The following is a 17,632-nucleotide window of genomic DNA, read 5'->3' as shown; positions in this document are numbered from 1 at the left end:
AACTTCCAATATTCTTTTCAATTCTAAAAAACAAAAAAATTTTAAAACTATGGTTATCTAAAAAATAAGTAAATACCGATATATATTATAAACCTATCAATTATTGAAAGGCATTATATGGTGAAACAACTTATTAATTTGATATTTCCGATGAAATGCATATTTTGCGGGGAACTGCTAGAGTTTAGCAAAGAAATTTCCATATGTGATGATTGCTACGGAAATATACTCTTTCTTGAGGACAGGGTCTTTGAATTAGGACCCATGTATTCATTTGATAACTGCATATGTCTTTGTGAATACAATGGTATAATGAAGGATGCACTAAGGCGTTATAAATTCAGGAACAAATCTGTATATTACAGGACTTTTGGAAGGCTTTTGGCACTAAAGATAATAAAAGTTATCAAGGTCAAAAATGAAGACATAATAATGAGTATTCCACTAAATAAAGACAGGCAAATTGAAAGAGGATATAACCAATCATATTTGATTTCCAGATATATCAGCAAGGTATTAAGGATTAGTGAAAAGTCTTATGTTTTAAAAAAGATAAAAAGTACTGGAGTCCAAAGTCTGATGAATAAGAGTTTAAGGGCTAGAAACGTAGAGGGGGCCTTTAGGGTTGTTTATCCGGAAAAGGTTAAAGGAAGGAAAGTGTTTTTGGTTGACGATATATTGACTACCGGAAGTACTTTATCGGAATGCAGCAGAGTTCTTAAAGAATCAGGTGCAATAGAAGTTACTGCTGTTGCCATTGCTTCAGGCAAAAAGTTTATATAAACGAATGGAGGATTAATATGCCGGACATTAGAAATTGTAAAAGATGCGGGCAAATCTATAATTACGCTGGAAAACCGATTTGCCCCGATTGTATTAAGGCTGACGAGGACGATTTTAAGAGGGTAAAGGAATATCTTTATAAATACCCGGGAACTTCAATGGCCAAGGTTTCAGAAGATCTGGAAATAAGTGTGCAGAAAATCACCAGGTATTTAAGGGAAGGACGACTAGAGATTTCGGGCGGGGAAGCCAATATGATATTATCCTGTGAGTCCTGCGGCAAATCCATTAGGAGTGGAAGATTCTGCGATATCTGTGCTGGAGGGCTTACAAAGGATTTGAAAAAAACGGCTGATGAGATTAGTGAATCAGTTTCTTCTGACACAAGTGGGAAAAAGGGATTTGAGATGAGATTTTTAAATAAAAATGAAAAAAATAAATAACAAATTTGATTTTTATTGCAAAAAAGTGTAAAGAAGAATTAACCTGACTCCGATAAACTTATTGAGGGATAAATGGCGTTTCAAACACATGGCTTTGAAACGTCATAGGGCAGATTTACAATTGTTTCAAGGAGGCGGATTAAAGAAATAATACAAAACTATAAACTAAATTTCAGGAATGCCGATATAAATAATAAGAGAAAGATTTTTATAAAATTTTAAAGATGATATTGATATGAATATGTGTTAATATTATATATAGGGGATTGCCAATATTCTATAAAATTCCCAAATTTAAACAAAAGATAACTATTTAAAAGTAAATTAAACTTTTGAATTTATATATTTTATATAAATATAAGTAAAACCATATTTAAAATTTTTGAAGGTAGGTGGTATTTATGAGAATTAATGGAGATGTTTCAAAAGTCTCCGGGATCTACAACAAGACCAAAAATGTAGGTAAGGTTGACAAAACAGAAGCAACATCAGCAAAAAAGGATATCTTATCAATATCCAACCAGGCTAAGGACTTCCAGACAGCGTTGAAAGCATTAAAGGACATTCCGGATATCAGGCAGGACAAGGTTAAAAGCATACAGGAGAAGTACGACAAAGGAGAATACAATATAAGCAGTGGTGATTTGGCAGATAAGTTAATTGATTCAATAAATAATAAAAATAGCCAGCAGTAGTAGAGGGCAAAAATAAATGTTTGTATAAGTTTTGCGGGATATTCATATCCCGCAAATATGCTATAAGGAGAGAATTTCTTATATTTGGGGGTTGATTTTTTTGGATTCAATATTTAATGAATTAATTGTTACTCTAGATCAGGAACTTGACATATACAAAGAAATTTTTAGCACTTCCACAGAAAAAACAGCAGTCATAGTTGATGGAAAGGTAAGTGAGCTGGAAAAAATAGTTCAGGCAGAGCAAAAACTTATTATTAAAATTACCCAGATAGAGAACCAAAGGGAGATTATTATTTATAAGATGTCAAAAGCTTTAAAGATGAAGACTGATGAAATAAATCTGACTAAACTTATTGAAATGACGGATGGGCCTTTAAAGGACAAGCTTTTAGAACGTCAGGAAGGACTAAACAAGCTTATTTGTGGGCTTAAGGAGCTTAATGATCTAAACTCCAAACTTATTAGAAATTCACTGGACTATATTAATTTTTCATTGAATCTTTTTGCAGATGCAGGAAGCCAGGACAACAATTACGGTATTGATGGGGAAAAGTCAAGTGTTAAATCGGAAAGCAGATTTGACTTTAAAATTTAGGAATAAACGAAAGGTGAATAATCCAATATCATAAACACTTTTCATATAACAAGGGGTGTAAAAAATGGGCGTAAGTTTTGCCAGTATTGAGATAGCCAGATCAGGACTCTATGTAAATGATAGAGGATTGTCCGTTACGGGACATAATATATCCAATGTAAATACACCCGGGTATGTAAGACAGCAGTTGGTATTAAAGGATTCTCATTATCAGAAGGAAAGCGGTTATGAGCTTGGTTTGGGTGCGGATGTCCAAAAAATCAGGCAAATCAGGCATTCATTTTTGGACAATGTCTACAGAATTGAAAGTGAGAGCCTTGGGTACTGGGAAACAAGGGAGAAAACATTTACCGATATACAGGCCATAATGGGTGAACCAATGAATGATGGGCTTCAGACTGTAATGAACCAGTACTGGGACTCCTGGCATGAGCTTTCAAAAAATCCTGAGAGCCTTACCACAAGAGCACTGGTACGTCAAAGAGGAGAATCTTTGGTCCATTACATGAATCACTTGGGAAATCAGTTTGACAAGCTGCAGTCTGATTTGGATTCTGAAATTAGGATAAAAGTTGCAGAGATTAACGGTATAACAAAAAATATTGCTGATCTTAACGTAAAGATATTGTCTATTGAGACTGCAGGAGACAGTGCAAATGATTTGAGAGATCAGAGAAACCTGCTGTTAGATAGGGTATCCAAACTTGCGGACTGTGTCATTAATGAAACACAGGATGGTCAGATAGATATAACAATCGGGGGATATTTTCTTGTAAACCGCGGAGTAAGTGAAAGATTGAAAATCGTAGAAAATGAGCCTGGAAGTATGTTTTCTGCAGTGGCATTGGAAAAGACAGGTACCATTGTTCCCATAAAAAATGGTGTAATAAAAGGTCTTATGGAATCAAGAGGGGAAGTAGCAGGAACAATAGGCAGCTTTGAAAACGGAGCTCCCAATGACAAAATTGACCTGGTATTTGCATTTAATACAGATGACAGCCCGGCAAGAAGAGACGAGCTGTATGACAAAATCGATTCTATCGTAAGGGATTACACCAATAGGGGTATTGGGGTCAGACTAGGTTATGTTACATTTGACAGTACAGGTATGACAACACCCACTACATTTGAGAATGTATCACTTAACGCAAACGGGGTCTATGTACCAGATCTGCAAGCGTTTAAGGATCATATAGGATATACCCTGCTTGGTACAGGTATAAGCTTTAACAATACAACTGCAACCGGTGTGGCTGCTCCGGCACTGCAAGATGCCCAAATTGCGGCAGACGCGGTAGATACTCTTACCGATTGGAGAAATGTGTCAAGACAATTTATAGTTTATTCAAACAATTCGGTAGATACAACCGGGCTGAATACATTGGGAACCCAGCTTAAGAATGACAGGATAAATACCGTAGTTATTTCCGATATATCTAATAAGATGGCCTTAAAGGGATTCACTGATGCAAGCGGGGGAAGATTTATAGATAATGCATCTTCCGATACCACTGTTATAGACAGTGTTTCAGAAGGAATAAGAAATAGTATATACGGAAATATAATCGATTCAAATGATATAGTATCCAACCTGAAAAACAAGATGAATCTCCTGGTTAATACATTGACAAGGGAAGTAAACAGCCTTCATAGAAGCGGATTTACATTGGACGGGGTAAATGGAGTAGATTTCTTTGTTCCAATCAATCCGTATTACCCGATGCAAATGGGGAATATAATGATAAATCCAAAGCTATCGGATTTAAAAAATATTGTTACATCAATAAATGGCTCTGTGGGCGACAATACAGTAGCGGCAAGCATTTATAGCTTAAGACATAAGGCTATCCTTGGCAATACCTCCAATATTCAGAATATGGATGACTTCTACCGCTCTATTATAGGAGATATCGGTAACGGAGGGTCAGAGGCCCGTACTGCATCCATAGGACAGACTACTTTAGTGAATTCTGCAGACAGTGCACGACAATCTATTACCAGTGTTTCGATGGATGAAGAAATGACTAACATGATGAAATATCAGTTTGCATATAACGCAGCAGCCAGAGTGCTCAACGTTTTTGATGAAATGTTTGATTCAATAGTCAATAGGTTAGGACTTGTGGGAAGGTAATGATCTTCATAATAAATGTTAAAATTCATTAAAAGTATTAAAGAACGGAATAACCTACCTATGACAACAGGAGGAAAGTGCTATGAGATCTTCGTTTTTTGGCCTTAATGTAGCCTCTAACGGATTATACACAGCTCAGAGAGGGCTGGATGTTATAAATCATAATATAAATAATGTAAATACGCCGGGATATTCAAGGCAGATGTCTGTGCAAAAAGCATTACCGGCAATGTCGGTACATGACGGGACAGGAATGATAGGGACAGGATCATATGGGGCATCTGTAGACAGGATACATGATGATTACCTGGACTTCAAATTCTGGAGTGAGAGTGATACTCTGGGAGAATGGGGAGTTAAGGCTATACAGCTGATGGATATAGAAAAAACCTTTAATGAACCCTCGAACAGCGGTTTCAATGTAGTAATAAACGATTATTTTACAGCTGTTCAGGAGCTGTCAAAGGATCCTAGCAGTACTGCCGCAAGAAAACTTCTAATAGGTGAGGGCATAACCCTTACCAAGTATTTCAATAATGTTGCAGTTCACTTGGAGAAGCTTCAGTCGGATCTTAATTATGATATAAAAATAAAAGTAGATGAAATCAATTCTTATGGAAAACAGATTCAGCAGCTAAATAAACAAATATTTGCAGCTGAGCTTGATAACAATAAAGCAAATGATTTGAGGGACCAGAGGACCTACCTGGTGGATAAGCTATCCAAGCTTATAAATGTTCAAGCCTCTGAGGTAACTGTAGGAAAGCTTCCCAACGGACAGGATGAAAAGCACTTTTTAGTTACTATAAATGGAAAAGCTTTCATAGATCATTATAATCTATCTGCACTTAAAGTAGAACAAAGGGATAAAAAGATCAATGTTGATGAAGACATAGAGAATCTTTATGACGTTTCATGGGAAGATGGCAATTCACTGGAGGTAAGAGGCGGTGAACTTAAGGGATACCTTGATATGAGGGATGGAAATGAAGGGGTGGATCAGGGCAACGGAGCATCTCCGAACTATAAAGGCGTGCCGTTTTATGTAAAGAAGCTTAACGAATTTGTCAGAAAGTTTGCTCTTGCTATGAACGAGGGTATTACAATTCATACAGATGATTCAAATAATACGGTATATACAAAGACTACTTCAGGCCACGCAGACGGCTTTGGGATGAAAAAACCGGGTGGGTCTTTAAGCCCCACAGGTATAAGATTTTTTACGGTGAAAGGATGGTCACCGATACAGAATGCCGTGTCCGAGGTTTACACATCAGAATTTATAGGAAGTGCTTCAACAGTAAATGATATAGGTAATATATATAGCAAAATGACTGCAAAAAACTTTTCGATAAGTGCAGATCTTATTCATGAAGAAAGCGGAGAGTATAATGTGGCAGCGTCCACCACTTCAGGACTTGCTGAGGATGGCTCAAACCTTTTGAATCTTATAAATATGAGGCATAACGGTCACCTTTTTATGGAAGGTACTCCTGAGGATTATATGAAGGCTATGATATCCACCCTGGGTATAGATACCCAGCAGGCTATGCAGATATCAAAGACGCAGGATGTTATAATCGGACAGATTGAGAACAGAAGAACTTCGGTTCAAGGGGTATCTTTGAACGAAGAAATGGCTAACATGGTCAAATATCAGCACGCCTATACGGCAGCTGCTAAGATGATTTCAACCTTAAGTGAGATATATGATACTCTGGTAAACCGTGTCGGGGTTTCAGGAAGGTAGGTAATATAGATGAGAATTACAAATAACATGCTGATTAACAATATGATGGGATTTATAAACGGAAATCTCAGCAGGATGAATAAATATCAGACTCAGTTGGCAACCGGAAAAAAGATCAGTGTGCCTTCAGACGATCCGATAATTGCAGCCAAAGCGTTAAAGCTTCGAACCGATGTTGCAGAGGTTGAGCAGTTTAAAAGGAACTCTAATGATGCCAATTCATGGATGAATGTAACTGAGAGCTCAATGGGAATGGTAGTTGATGTTCTTCAAAGAGCAAGAGAGCTGGCTGTTCAGGCGGCTAACGGGACAATGACAATCGATGACAGGGATAAGGTGCGAAAAGAGGTAGAGCAGCTTAAGGATCAAATAATCCATATATCCAACGCAACTTATGCAGGAAGGTATGTCTTTTCAGGTTATACCACAGATTCACCCCTGATGAATGCTGATGGCACATATAAGGTTTCCGTTGCATCAAATGAAACTGCAATAATAAAAAGCGGATTAATTGATCTTGCAAAAGCACCTATTGATAATACGGCATCAAACTTATCATTTCAGATTTGTTTGGATGGTACAAACTACAGGAACATTGCACTCCCGCAAAAGAATTATGACGGGACGGCAAATGATATAAATAGTATGGCTTATGATATACAGACAGCCATAAATGCATATCCTGAGCTTGAAAACATAAAGGTGAAAAATGACGGAGGCAGGCTTGAGTTTTCACTAAAAAACACTATCGACCCCAATGGAAACAGGCTGAAAATGTATATAAAGAAAGGCAGTCCGGAGGATTTGCTGGACAGTATAAAATTAAAAACCGATCCGGTTACAAATATAACTGTATCAAAAAGTGAAAACATAAATTACCAGATAGGCATAAGTGACAACTTAAATGTAAATGTTTTAGGTACTCAGCTTTTCGGCACTGGAACAAAGAATGACATGGGTGACTTTATGGTTGCCATGAACAGGTTTATTGATACACTAACCAGGCCTGACACAAATACATTTATTGCTGGGCATAATATTTCTGCCAGTGCAAGCAATCCATTGGTGCTTACTGACAATAACCAGTTCAATATTAAAGTTGACGGAATGGCCGCATACACCACAATTACTATACCAGACCCCGGTGGTTATACATATGACGGTACTCCCGGAAAAACTTTAAATGATCTTGTAAGCGGCATTCAAACTGCAATTGACGGCGACCCGAGTTTGGTGGCTGCAAAGGTTACAGTAAAAAATGAAGACGGCAAGCTTGTGTTTTCTGCAAATGAAGGCAGAAAATTAACCCTCATGGAAGGGCCTGCGAATAACGATGCACTTAGTGCACTGAAGATATATACCAAGCTGGATAGGACAATAACTTCACAAAGCGGGACAGAAGGCATAAGTGCAGCACTTACTGATATAGATCATCTAAGGGACAGGGTTATGAGTATACGTTCCGATATTGGTGCAAGGACCAATAGAATTGATCTTACACTTAACAGGTTGGAAAATGATACAGTAAACTTTACCCAATTGATGAGTGAAAATGAAGATGCGGATATGGCGGAAACCATAATGAACCTTAAGAATGAGGAAAATGTGTATAAGGCATCATTAGAAGGAGGAGCCAGAATTATTCAGCCAAGTCTCATGGATTTTATAAGATAGAATTGGTTTGAGTGTAAAGTAATATGAAGTATTTGGTTTGGTGTTGTAAGATCCCTGTATAGGGATTGGATTTGATGGTGCAATATGGGATTGGAAATAAGTCAGACTTATGCAAGGGTTGGTATTAATAGAACTCCAGCCGCTCTTGAAATAAAAACTGAAAATGCAAAACTGGAACTTGATAATAAAGAACCTAAGGTAAATATTCGTGCTGAGCTGCCGAGGGTAGAAATAGATCAGTATGAATGCTTTGCAAGCTCAGGCCTTAAAGGTCCTATTGATTTAACCAGGGAGTTTGCTCAAAGGGGTTATCAGAATGTTCTTGATTATATAGCAAAGACCGCTCAGGATGGTAATATGATGGCTGCTATAGAAAGTGGGGGGAGAGCTATTCCTGAGATAGCTGCCAGGGATGCATATCCACAGCATGAGTTTGGAATGGTATCCATGCCATCGGCAAAGCCACAGATTACTGTAAAGGGATCTCTTGAGATTGAGCCTGAGAGAACAAGTGAGGGGGTAAATAACGGTGTTGATGGCGTTTATACGCCAGGAAATGTGGAAATCAGGTACACTCCTGACAAAATAAGGTTTTATATGGAGCAGTATGCTTCAGTTAACATAAAGTATGTTCCTGAAAATAAGGTAGACGAAAAGATCTGATAAAAATTATATTATTGTAAAATTATTGTAACGGGCTTTCATAAATGATAGAATAGTATTAATTATCGATAGCCCGACCTATTAAATAAGGAGGAAAGATCATGCTTCTTAATACCAAGCATTTCGGGCAGCTTGAAGTGGATGAAAAAGGGATTATTGATTTCCCGGAAGGATTACCTGGATTTGAGGATGCAAAAAGATTTGTTTTGATTGCCAATAGTGGAGAAGACTCAATTTTTCAGTGGCTTCAAAGCATAGACAACCTGGATTTGGCATTTGTGGTTATTGATCCTAAGATTATCAAGGATGATTATATTGTGGATGTTCCTGAGGAAGAGGTTGAAGAGCTTCAGATTGATGAGAGCAGCGAAACCATTGTGCTCTGCATTGTGGTTGTACCTGAAGATTTGGCTAAGATGACTGCAAATCTTAAGGCACCGGTAATAATCAACAATACCAGTAAAAAAGGAAAACAGGTAGTTTTGGACAATAATGATTACGAGATAAAGCACTATATAATGCAGGAGCTTAGACAAAGGGGAGGATGAACCTAGTGCTGGTACTTACTAGAAAGAAAGAGCAGTCTATTATTATTGGGGACAATATTGAGATTACAATAGTGGATATTCAAGGTGATCAGGTAAGAATTGGCATTAATGCACCCAAGAATATAACCATTCACAGGAAAGAGGTTTATCTGGAAATCCAGGATGAGAACAGGCGAGCCGCAGACTTTAAAGGTGTGGCAATTAATAGGATTCTTGAAAAAAGGGATAAATAGCAGGTTAGTACTTTTGTTACCAAGTTTTTTATAATCAAGACACATTTTGAATGATGTATAAGCATTATTTGAAATGTGTTTTTTATGTCTTGCTAGGAAATTTATAACTTGTCTAAATATTTTGTTAAGTAAAAAAGGAGATATAACGATATATATATTGAATGGATTCAATAAGTATTTAGCTAGGCTGGCCGGATAGCTGAATATTTACTTGGACAGTAAATTGGGAATGGATTCCCTAAAACAAACAAAAATCAAGGAGGAGTTTATTATGAGAATCAATCATAATATTGCATCGTTAAACACTTATCGTCAATTATCAAGTAACCAGACTACAGGTGGAAAATCTCTTGAAAAGCTGTCATCAGGTCTTCGTATAAACCGTGCAGGCGATGATGCAGCAGGTCTTGCAATCAGTGAAAAGATGAGAGCTCAGATAAGAGGTCTCGATCAGTCGTCAAGAAATGCCCAGGATGGTATTTCACTTATACAAACAGCAGAAGGTGCTCTTGCAGAAACTCAGTCCATACTTCAAAGAATGAGAGAGCTTGCTGTTCAGTCATCAAATGATACAAACGTTGATTCAGACCGTTCTGAAATCCAGAAGGAAATCAACCAGCTTTCTTCAGAAATAAACAGAATCGGTAACACTACAGAGTTCAACACCCAGAAGCTCTTAAGAGGTAAAGATGTAGCAGTAACTGAAACAGCAGCTGCAACAACTCAGCTTGTTAAGGGTGCTGCAGGTACTGTAACAGGTGATGTAAGTGCTCTCAGAGTAGATGCAAAGAGTGTTGCGGTTGGAAAGAGCTCAAAAACTGAGGTGCAGGCATCATCAGCAACTTCAAACGGCAAGTTTGCTGACGTAGTAGAAAACACTGCCAGCATTAAGGGTGTCAAGTCCACAGCAACAATTACTAATGGTATTACTTTTGAATCAGGTACAACAAATAATAACGCATTAAATACAAAGACAATAACAATGGCTCAGTCAACCACTGCCAATGCAGCATCTTCGCTTTCAATCGACGGCAGCGGTAACTATACCATTACAATTGGTGCTGATGCCAGCGGCAACTCCAAAGCTAATGACAGGGCAACCCTATTTAATGAGATAAAGAGTGCTTTGGATGCATATGAGTCAGGAACAGGATTTACCGCTACCAACCGGATAAGCGTTAAGGCTCCTTCCAGTTCGGCTGAATCTCTTGTTGACTTTACAGGAACCTATACAATGTCAGGTGGTATAAATGAGCAAGCTGGGGACTATACTCTTGCATTGTCAAATCAAATCAAAGAAGCCGGTGATACTGTAACAGTTGGAGGTAAGACCTTTACAGCTGTATTTGGAACAGCTGATACAGCTAAGGGACAGTTTAGTATAGGTGCTGATGCTGCAAATATAGCTGCATTAAATACTCAAGCAGCTAATTTGACAGCAACGCTTGCGGCGGATGCCGACCTTAAGGCACACTATACAATAACCAATCCGGGTGCTCCATCAGCTGACATACAGTTTGTAGAGAAAACGGGGCAGGCTACAGGAACAGCCCTTGCAAATGCAACTGTAAAAGGTGCAGGATCAAATGACAAGCTTATTATAACAAATGATGGCGGTAATAACTTCAACAAAGTGGTAATAGCTCAGGCATCAACATCTGCTGCGGCAGCAGGAACAGCTACAATAAGTGATGGTGCTAATACCCTTGATTTAAATACTGTTGCTACAGGTGCAAAATATGCAAGCCTACAGGTAAAGGTTGAAGCCAATACAGCAGCTACAGCAGGTGCAAGCTATAAGGACGGCGTGTTGACAGTAAAGCTGGGAACAACCGGAGCAAATAACACAGCAGCCAATATCCAGTCTGCTATCCAGGCACTGGGTACACAGGATGGCTTCGCATTTGGCGGTTTTACAGCAACCGGTTCAGCTGGTTGGGATGCTGCCAATAATACTGCTGGTAGTATAAACAATGCCAGCAAGGAGCAGTTCATAGCAGGTGCACAGGATGCAAGGGCAGCAGGAACTATGAGCGTTGAATCGAAAAATGGAGACCTGTACATCCACCTGGCCCATGACAATGCTTCAGAAAACACAGCAGCAAAAATACAGGAAAAGGTGCAGGCATTAGGTGTTCAAAAATACGCTGATCCTAGTGGGCAGTGGAAGCAAGTAGACTTTTCAAAGTTTACCTTTGAGGCACAGGGTAACTGGGATACTGCAACATTAGGAAACCAAATAACTAAGGGCACAGGGGTTCTTGCAGGAGGTACCGAAACCGTCAAGGGTCAATACTCATTCAGTGTTACCATGGGATTTGCAGCAGGTGATGTGGTTGAAATTAAAGGCCAGCAGTTTAAAGCTGTTGCCAGCGATGCTGATGCCACCAAGGGTGAATTCAATGTGGCAGGCGGAGATATTGCCGTTCAGGCAGCAGGCCTTATGGATGCCGCAAGTGTTAACGCAACTATAAAATCACAATATAATCTCTCCTTCGGATCATTAAATACAGAGATTGTACTTACTGAAAAAGCTCCTTCAGGAGTTGACCTTTCAGCTTCAGACCTCTCAGTGAAGAATGTAGGAACTCAGGGCAAGACATCAGTAGATATGTCTACAGTTCTTGATAACGGATCAAAATTCATTATAGATGGTGAAGAAATATCTGTTTCCAACAAAAATGAGCATTCAGGCTATAGTAACGGAACTGCCATCAAAGCTTCAGACAATTCAGCAGATCAGGCTAAAGCCCTTGCAAATGCAATTAATACAAACAGTAAGCTAAGTGCAAAATATGAAGCTTCGGTCGGAACAAACGGCAATCTGGAAATTACCCAGAAGACAGGTTCTGAAACAGCTCCCAAAATTACAACAAAGAACTCATCCAGCGGTGATTTTAAATCCAACTTCCAGGTTGGTGCAAACAGCGGTCAGAGCATGACCATCGAAATAGGTGATATGCGTGCCAACGCATTATCAGTAACCGGTGACGGTACTGTAGGTACTGTTAAGGCTAGCAATGGTGTAGAAGCAAGCTATGTAAAAACAGCTAACGTAACTGACGGAACAACAAATAAATCAGTGGAATATGCTTTGGATGTTTCATCCCATGAAAAGGCAAGTGCAGCTGTAAGCGTAATCAATGATGCAATAACTGCTGTATCTGCTCAAAGATCTCAGCTCGGTTCATTCCAAAACAGACTTGAGCATACAATCAACAATTTGGGAACAACTGCTGAAAACCTTACTGCATCCGAATCACGTATCCGTGATGTAGATATGGCGAAGGAAATGATGGAGTTCACAAAGAACAACATTCTAAGCCAGGCCGCACAATCAATGCTGGCTCAAGCAAATCAGCAGCCTCAGGGAGTATTGCAGCTCTTAAGGTAATATTGGGACTCTCAATTAAGGGTCAGGGGTATACCTCTGACCCTTTTTATATAAATGATTTGCCAATAAAATGAAAATAAATTTTAAACAAATTTAAATATATTAATACATAGAAGAGGTGGCTTATGAACGAGAGAAAAAGACCTGTTTTAGAGCCGCAGTATATGAAAAGGTTTCGCTGCATAGGTTCAGCCTGTGAGGATAGTTGCTGTAAAGGCTGGAGAGTTGATATAGATCATGAAACCTACAGGAAGTATAAAAAGGTTAAGGATGATGAGCTTACAGCTATGTTTGAATCATATATTCATAGAAACAGAGCTGATAATCACGCAGACAATAATTATGCCAAAGTGAAGCTTATAGACGATGCAAAATGCCCGTTCCTGACGGAGGAAAGCTTGTGCAAGATTCAACTTAAGCGGGGAGAGGAATATCTCTCTGATGTTTGTGCAACTTATCCTAGAAATGCCAATATTATCAACAATACATTGGAAAGGTCTTTAACTATGTCCTGTCCTGAGGCTGCCAGGATTGCACTTCTAGATCCAAAGGAAATGGAATTTGATGAGTATGAGGAAACTGTAAGCACAAGAAATATTGTAAAGATCAGCTTTAATACAAAGGATATAAAGTTTAACAATAAGCCATATAAGTATTTGTGGGAACTCAGAATATTTATTATAAATGTGCTTCAGGACAGAAGGATGAGATTATCTGAAAGGCTTATTGTTTTAGGGATGTTTTTTAACAAGCTTCAGGAATATTTAAACGAGAACAGGGTAGATGACATACCTGTGCTAATCGGAACATATGTGAACTACTTGGAAACAGATGCTTTTGGCGAAAGCCTTAAGGGAATTCCAGTACAATATAATATTCAGATGGAGCTTTTAAAGGAAATATCCGACAGACGGTACCAAATGGGTGTTAACAGTACAAGGTATATTGAGTGTTTTGCAGAATTTTTAAATGGAATAGAATACAGGTTGGAGGCAACCATTGAGGAAAATGGTGAGAGATACAGGTCTGCCTGGGAAGATTATTATGAACCCTTTATGAAAGAACGTGAGTATATCTTGGAAAACTATCTGGTAAACTATGTGTTTAGGACAGCGTTTCCCTTCTCCAATGAGAAAAATATTTTTGATATATATACCGTAATGGTTCTCCATTATGCACTTATTAAAATGCAACTTATCGGTATGGCAGGATTTCGCAAGGGGTTGACGGATGAATGCGTAGTCAAACTAATTCAGGCCTTTGCAAAGGCTGTCGAGCATAACAAGGTATTCATTAACGATATGGTGGACGTGCTAAGGAGGAATGGTTATAATACCATGACTTTTATGGCAATTTTGATAAAAAACTAATACAGTTGAAAAGTTTATATAAAAAATTGCTAAAGCACTAACTTATTTGACGCTTCAATGTCAAATAAGTTAGTGCTTTAGTTTTATGTTGTGATTTTGCTTTATAAACAAAAATACTTGACACTGTTTATTAATAAGTGTTAAATAAATATATAAATTAAATGTGATAATTCCATAGTTATAAAAAATAACTAAATTTTCACGCAATTCTTGCACAGCGGTTCGTTGTTCTATTCGTGAAGTAACCGGTTTATGGCAGTAATGGCAGTCTTTGATTTTGTTGTTAAGCAGAATTAATCTTAATTTGACAGAGCAAAATAATTAATGTAATCTAATCACTTTTGTACCTAAGAGAGGTTAATCAATGATTCGACTGGAAACTGCAGTAGTTACTACTTCACGTGCTGATTATGGCCTTTTATATCCTTTGCTTAATAAATTATGCCAGGACAGTTTTTTTAACTTGAATCTGATTGTTACAGGAAGTCATTTGCAGCCTGATTTTGGGAGTACATTGGATTATATTAAACAGGATGGCTTTTCATCTTTCCATGAGGTCCAAACTTATCTGGGACGTGATGATGAAAAGGGCACAACAAGTGCTGTAGCAAAAGGGATTACCGGGTTTTCGGATTTGTTTTCAAAAGAGAAATTGGATACCGTTATAGTGTTAGGTGACAGGTATGAGCTATGGTCAGTAGCTATTGCGGCAGTCATACACAGGATACCTATTGTCCATATCCATGGGGGTGAAACTACCGAGGGTAGCACTGATGAGGTTGTAAGGCATTCGGTAACCAAATCTGCAGCAATACATTTTCCATCCATACCCCAGTATGCCCGGAGAATTATTGCTATGGGGGAAGAACCCAAAAGGGTATTTACAGTAGGTGCTTTAGGTATTGATAATATAAAAAACATAAAGCTAATAGGTATTGATGAATTATCCCGTAAGCTGGAGGTTGATTTCAAAAAAGATGTGGCACTTATGACATTTCATCCTGTTACGCTGGATAGCTATGAGGAATCAGTGTTGCAGATAAAGGAACTGCTTGATGCCATGAATGAATTGAATTTTTTTACAGTTATGACAATGCCCAATGCAGATGCAGGAAGCAGACTGATATATAAATGCATGGAGGACTTTGCAAAAAAATATCCTGACAAATTTAAAATTATTAAAAATATGGGAAGTGAAGCCTATTTAAGTGCTATGAGTCATGCTGCCATTATGATTGGGAATTCTTCAAGCGGCATAATAGAGAGTGCATCTTTTAGACTTCCTGTAGTAAATGTTGGGGACAGGCAGGCGGGAAGAATGAAGCCTGATAATGTGATTGATTGTCCTTGTTATAAAGATGCAATCAAAGAAGCGGCTGGAAAGGCCATGTCGGAAGCTTTTAAAATAGGCCTCAAAAATCTCACTAACCCTTATGGTGATGGAGATACGGCAGATAAAATAGTTAAAATTTTAAAAGAAATTGATTTTAAAGAAAAGGAAAAGCTTATAAAGAAGAAATTCTTTGATATAAACTAACATGAGTTTTATTTAAAATTCCTTTAAGAAGGGGTGTGAAAACCAATGAATAAATCACCGGGATTTATTAAAGGAAAGAACAACTATGTGGTTTTGATGGCAGGGGGTAGAGGAAGCAGGCTTAGGCCTCTTACCAATGAAATCCCCAAGTCCATGTTGAAGGTAGGAAATAAGCCTATTCTTGAAATAATTATGGATCTATTTAAAGGGTATGGATTTAATAATTTTATTATATCTATAAATTACCTGGCAGATATGGTAGAGGGGTATTTTGGAGACGGAAGTGATTTCGGTGTAAATATACAATACTTCAGAGAGTCCAAAGGGCTTGGAACAGTAGGCTGCATAAGGCATTTGAAGAGGTACCTTATAGATCCTTTTTTTGTTATGAATGGAGATCTTCTTACCAAGCTAGATGTTGAAAGCATGCTAAGGCATCACATAAATAATAAATTTGATCTTACTATTGGAGTTAAGAAATATCAGTATACTCTTCCTTATGGGGTGGTAAATACCGAAGGCGGCAAAATTACTGGTATTGTTGAGAAACCTGTAGAGTCATGGCCGGTAAACGGAGGGGTCTACTGCTTAAAGCCCCAGGTAATTGATTTTATACCGGAAAACGGGCCTTTTGATATAACCTGTCTTATAGACAGTTGCATTAGGATGGGAGCAAACGTTGGGGCATACGAAATAAACGATTACTGGGTTGACATTGGGCAAATTGAGGATTATTACAGGGCTAACCTTGAGTATGACTATGTTTGCGGGAAACACAACGAGTATGAAGGAAGGTTGATTGATATTGGATTTAAGGGGTAAAAGCGTACTTGTTACGGGTAGTGAAGGGTTTATAGGGAGCCATCTTGTTGAGAAGCTGATTGAAAGGGGAGCAGAGGTAAAGGCACTGGTACAATACAATTCTTTTAATAGATGGGGATGGATAGACACTTTACCGGATAGCATTAAGCAGGAGATAGAGATTTTCCTTGGAGATGTGAGAGAATATGACAACATAAAAAAGGCTGTAAAAGGTCAGGAAATTGTTTTTCACCTCGCAGCACTTATTGCCATTCCCTATTCATATTTGTCGCCTGCGGCTTATATTAGAACCAATGTAGAGGGAACATTAAACGTTATGCAAGCCTGCTTGGATTTCGGAGTGTCGAAGGTAATTCACACCTCAACCAGTGAGGTTTATGGGACAGCAATGTATGTTCCGATGGATGAAAATCATCCTCTTCAAGCCCAGTCTCCTTATGCTGCCAGTAAAATCGGTGCTGACAAGATAGTTGAGAGCCTGAACTTGTCGTTAGGGCTGCCTGTTACCACAATAAGGCCTTTTAATGCTTATGGCCCCAGGCAGTCAGCGAGAGCTGTAATTCCTACTATAATATCCCAGATTCTTTCGGGTATGGAAAGAATCAAATTAGGGTCCTTATTTCCATTAAGGGACTTTACCTACGTGAAGGATACCGCCGAAGGTTTTGTGAAGGCAGCAGAATCTGAAAGAAGCAGCGGACAAACAATAAATCTGGGTAATAGCAGTGAGGTATCAATCGGCCAATTAGCTCAAAAAATTATGGGTATCATGAATCGTGATATAGTTGTAGAAACTGATGAAGACAGGATCAGACCTCAAAAGAGTGAGGTAGAGAGGCTTATGTGCGACAATAAAAAAGCTGCGGAAGTCTTAGGCTGGAGACCTCAATATGATATTGATGCAGGCCTTAAGGAAACCATTCAATGGATGGAGTCCAATTTTCACCATTATAAGTCTGATATATACAATTTATAAAAAGAGGTTTGC

Annotated in this window: 14 protein-coding genes and 2 pseudogenes; all 16 read left to right on the top strand. The window is 38.4% G+C overall.

Features of this window, described 5'->3' with window-relative positions; all coding sequences use genetic code 11:
- The first annotated feature begins 117 nt into the window (after positions 1 to 117).
- The 16 genes and pseudogenes from VIO64_RS16975 (at position 118) to VIO64_RS16900 (ending at position 17,620) form a co-directional block, all read left to right on the top strand.
- Positions 118 to 783, top strand: a complete 666-nt coding sequence (locus tag VIO64_RS16975; RefSeq protein WP_331920397.1) for a ComF family protein — start codon at positions 118 to 120, stop codon at positions 781 to 783.
- 17 nt (positions 784 to 800) lie between these two features.
- Positions 801 to 1,226 carry a MerR family transcriptional regulator gene (locus VIO64_RS16970; RefSeq protein WP_331920395.1) on the top strand — a complete coding sequence of 142 codons (426 nt, stop codon included), beginning with the start codon at positions 801 to 803 and terminating at the stop codon, positions 1,224 to 1,226.
- Positions 1,227 to 1,627: 401 nt separating this feature from the next.
- Positions 1,628 to 1,921: a flagellar biosynthesis anti-sigma factor FlgM gene (gene flgM / locus VIO64_RS16965; protein ID WP_331920393.1), complete on the top strand. Its 294-nt coding sequence runs from the start codon at positions 1,628 to 1,630 to the stop codon at positions 1,919 to 1,921.
- A gap of 100 nt (positions 1,922 to 2,021) precedes the next feature.
- Complete coding sequence (locus tag VIO64_RS16960) at positions 2,022 to 2,519, top strand: flagellar protein FlgN (RefSeq protein WP_331920391.1); 498 nt, start codon at positions 2,022 to 2,024, stop codon at positions 2,517 to 2,519.
- Between the two features lie 64 nt (positions 2,520 to 2,583).
- Positions 2,584 to 4,653 (top strand): flagellar hook-associated protein FlgK, encoded by a 2,070-nt coding sequence (flgK, locus tag VIO64_RS16955; RefSeq protein WP_331920389.1) that lies wholly within the window; start codon positions 2,584 to 2,586, stop codon positions 4,651 to 4,653.
- An 82-nt stretch (positions 4,654 to 4,735) separates the two neighbouring features.
- The gene (gene flgK / locus VIO64_RS16950; RefSeq protein ID WP_331920387.1) at positions 4,736 to 6,403 is read left to right on the top strand and encodes a flagellar hook-associated protein FlgK; all 1,668 of its coding nucleotides are present in this window, start codon (positions 4,736 to 4,738) and stop codon (positions 6,401 to 6,403) included.
- 9 nt (positions 6,404 to 6,412) lie between these two features.
- Positions 6,413 to 8,077, top strand: coding sequence for a flagellar hook-associated protein FlgL (gene flgL / locus VIO64_RS16945; RefSeq protein WP_331920385.1), 1,665 nt, complete (start codon positions 6,413 to 6,415; stop codon positions 8,075 to 8,077).
- A gap of 84 nt (positions 8,078 to 8,161) precedes the next feature.
- Entirely contained in the window at positions 8,162 to 8,740 is a 579-nt protein-coding gene (locus VIO64_RS16940) for a DUF6470 family protein (protein WP_331920383.1), read from the top strand.
- A 101-nt stretch (positions 8,741 to 8,841) separates the two neighbouring features.
- Positions 8,842 to 9,288, top strand: coding sequence for a flagellar assembly protein FliW (fliW, locus tag VIO64_RS16935; protein ID WP_331920381.1), 447 nt, complete (start codon positions 8,842 to 8,844; stop codon positions 9,286 to 9,288).
- A gap of 5 nt (positions 9,289 to 9,293) precedes the next feature.
- On the top strand, positions 9,294 to 9,521 hold the full coding sequence (csrA, locus tag VIO64_RS16930) for a carbon storage regulator CsrA (RefSeq protein WP_331920379.1): 228 nt from the start codon (positions 9,294 to 9,296) through the stop codon (positions 9,519 to 9,521).
- A 229-nt stretch (positions 9,522 to 9,750) separates the two neighbouring features.
- A pseudogene (locus VIO64_RS16925) lies at positions 9,751 to 10,149 on the top strand (hypothetical protein); the annotation flags it as partial.
- Positions 10,150 to 12,639: 2,490 nt separating this feature from the next.
- Positions 12,640 to 12,915: pseudogene (locus VIO64_RS23145) on the top strand (flagellin); the annotation flags it as partial.
- 125 nt (positions 12,916 to 13,040) lie between these two features.
- On the top strand, positions 13,041 to 14,285 hold the full coding sequence (fliB, locus tag VIO64_RS16915) for a flagellin lysine-N-methylase (RefSeq protein WP_331920377.1): 1,245 nt from the start codon (positions 13,041 to 13,043) through the stop codon (positions 14,283 to 14,285).
- A gap of 364 nt (positions 14,286 to 14,649) precedes the next feature.
- A complete protein-coding gene (neuC, locus tag VIO64_RS16910; RefSeq protein WP_331920375.1) occupies positions 14,650 to 15,822 on the top strand; it encodes a UDP-N-acetylglucosamine 2-epimerase in 1,173 nt (390 codons plus the stop codon).
- Positions 15,823 to 15,867: 45 nt separating this feature from the next.
- Positions 15,868 to 16,644 carry a nucleotidyltransferase family protein gene (locus VIO64_RS16905; RefSeq protein ID WP_331920373.1) on the top strand — a complete coding sequence of 259 codons (777 nt, stop codon included), beginning with the start codon at positions 15,868 to 15,870 and terminating at the stop codon, positions 16,642 to 16,644.
- Entirely contained in the window at positions 16,628 to 17,620 is a 993-nt protein-coding gene (locus VIO64_RS16900) for an NAD-dependent 4,6-dehydratase LegB (protein ID WP_331920371.1), read from the top strand. Before VIO64_RS16905 ends, VIO64_RS16900 begins: the two co-directional genes overlap by 17 nt.
- The last annotated feature ends 12 nt before the right edge of the window (positions 17,621 to 17,632 follow it).

The sequence above is a fragment of the Pseudobacteroides sp. genome (genome assembly GCF_036567765.1).
Lineage (GTDB): Bacteria > Bacillota > Clostridia > Acetivibrionales > DSM-2933 > Pseudobacteroides.
The sequence above is the reverse complement of the archived record's forward strand: the minus strand, read 5'-3'. Positions and strand labels throughout refer to the sequence as shown.